Here is a 2560-nt window from a genome sequence, read left to right on the forward strand (position 1 = left end):
CGAGTCGCTGTACGGGCGCGCGGCCGCCGATGCCGGGGACACCGGCGCGGACCAGGCCCAGCTACTGGCCGGACGGTCGGCAGCACGCTGGGCCCGTGGTGACCGGACGCGGGCGCGGAGCCTCGCCGACGAGGCGGTGCGGGCCGCCGAGCAGAGCCGTGACGACGCCGCGCTGGCGGCGGCCTACCTCGCCCGGGCGCTGGCCGCCTTCAGCGAGGGCGACCGCGCCGCCAACGAACACGCCTACGCCAGGGCCTTCGCGGCGGCCGAACGGGCCGGGGACACAGGCCTGCAGTTGCGGATCCGCTCCAACGTCGGCTCTCGCCTGGTCGAGGAGGGGCGTCTGCGCGAGGCGGTCGACGCCCTCACCGAGGCGATCCGCCTCGGTGAGGGCGCCTCCCAGCAGACGCTGCTCGCACTGGCCCTGCACAACCGCGCCGAGGCCTGGCTGGGGCTCAGCGATCTCAACGCCGCCCGCGCCGACGCCGACCGTGCGCTCACCCTGTGGCAGCGGGAGGGCTCACCGCTGGCCGCGTTCGGACTGCTGATGATCGCCCGGGTGCACCTGACCCGGGGCTCCGCCTGGCAGGCGACGGCGGCCTACCGCGAGGCCCTGGCGATGGCCGAGCCGGACGGCAACGCCCAGGTCGTGGCGCAGGCATGGGCGGGACTGGCGCGCACCTGCTACGCCGACGACCCGGCCGAGGCGGCGCGGTACGCGGAGCTGTCCCTCACGCTTCCGAGCGCCGCCGGGCCGGTCACCGGCGAGCTGGCCGCGGGCTGGGTCGCCCTGTGCAGCGGAGACACCGCCTCGGCCGCCCGGTACGCCGCGGACGTCCGCTCGGAGGCCGGCCGCCGCCGCGACCCGGCCGGGCTGGCCGAGGCGATGGAACTCGCCGCGCTCGCCGCACACCGGGGTGATTCGGCCGCGGTGCCGGGGCGCCCTGCCGCACGCCGTGCCGCCGGACTGGTGGAGGCGGCCGCGGTCTGGGCCGACACGGGCAACGAGGTGGCGCTGGCCACCAACGCGCTGCTGCGGGCGCGCCACGCGGGCGACCGGCTGTCCGAGGACGTCGCCTGGCAGCGGCTGCACCGGCTCGGGGTGTGCGACGACGCCTGGCACATCGCCGGGCCGCTGGCGGCGATCGGTCCGCCGCCGGTTCCCGAGGTCGCCGTGCAGACCCTGGGCCACTTGGCGGTACTGCTCTCCGGAACGCCCGTGCCCCCGGCCGGATGGCAGTCGCGGAAGGCCCGTGAGCTCGTCAAGGTGCTGGCGGGTCAGCTGGGAAGACCGGTCACCCGGACCGCGCTCGCCGCCCTGTTGTGGCCGCAGACGCCTCCGGAGGTGGCCAACCGCCGCCTGTCGGTGCTGATTTCGACGGTGCGCGCGGTCCTCGACCCGGCGCGGCGGCATCCGGCCAACCGCTTTCTGGTCACCGACCCCTCCAGCGTGCGGCTCAACACGGAGAACGTCGTCCTCGACACGGTCCGGTTCCACGACGCGGCCTGTGCGGCCATCGCGGCGGACGCCGCGGTCGAGGGCGGACGGGACACGGCGGCCGGCGTCGACGTGGTGGCGCGCCTGGAAGTGGTCGTCGGCATGTACACCGGTGACTTCGGCGACGACGGCGAGCTCACCGGGGAGTGGAGCGAACGCCCGCGCGCGGCCTTCGCCGAGCTGCATCGCGACGTCGTCCGTACCCTCGCCCGGCGCTGCCTGCGGCTGGGCCGCTGCGACGCGGCGGCCGGCTGGTACCTGCGCCTGATCGGAGAGGACGGCTACGACGAGTCGGCCCACCTCGGACTGGTCGCCGCACTCTCCGCGGCGAGCCGGCACGGCGAAGCCCGCCGCCGCTACCGCGACTACGCCAAGCGCATGCACGAGATCGATGTCCGCCCGGTCCCCTTCCCCACGACGTGACGGTCCGGGCGGGAGGCCCGCGGGCGTACGGTTTGCCTTCCACCCCGGTCCCGAGCCGAACCGGGCCCCGGGTCGCACCGGACGCCGGTCGCCGAACCGCGACCGTTCCCCAGCCCTGGCCCAGCTACGCCGGCACCTCGCCCGGGTCGAGACGGGCGGTGCTTTACGGCCCGGCGACAACCTGCTCAGCCCGCCCAGGACCAGGCCGTGAAACGGTGCAGGGTTCACGGCGCAGCACCGGTCCGCAGTCGGAGGCGGGCCATGCACCGCCACAAGCGGCACCGGCCGGGGATTGCGGCGCTCAACCAGTCCCGCTCAGCCTGTGCCGGCGTGCTTGAAGACCTGCTGGTGACGCCAGTGGGTGTACTCCCGGTCGGGGGCGGGACGGCCGGGACGGGGCACAGCGAGGGGCTGCTGGTGAAGAGCGTGTGGTGCAGCGCGCACGGGGCCGACGCGTTTGGGGAGCGTATCGGGGCCGCCCTTGGTTGTGCCGGCGGATGTGCGCGGCTTCCAGACCGACGGGGTTGCGGCCGAGCATGCCGTCGTACCCGCAAAACGCGCACGTGTAGCCGCAGGCGTAGGCGCGCAGGACCTCCTCGGCGAACCCTGCCCGCCGGACACGGCGCGCCGGGGCCACCG

1 protein-coding gene and 1 pseudogene are annotated in these 2560 nt (G+C 75.7%); one reads left to right on the forward strand and one right to left on the reverse strand.

Going from position 1 to position 2560, the window contains the following annotated elements:
* On the forward strand, positions 1-1921 hold a 1921-nt coding region (locus RH94_RS37875), incomplete at its 5' end, for a BTAD domain-containing putative transcriptional regulator (RefSeq protein WP_199881155.1).
* Positions 1922-2236: 315 nt separating this feature from the next.
* Here the strand turns inward: RH94_RS37875 and RH94_RS46935 are convergent.
* Positions 2237-2560 (reverse strand): annotated as a pseudogene (locus RH94_RS46935) (phosphorothioated DNA-binding restriction endonuclease); the annotation flags it as partial.

This window comes from Streptomyces kebangsaanensis (assembly GCF_001906585.1).
GTDB lineage: Bacteria > Actinomycetota > Actinomycetes > Streptomycetales > Streptomycetaceae > Streptomyces > Streptomyces kebangsaanensis.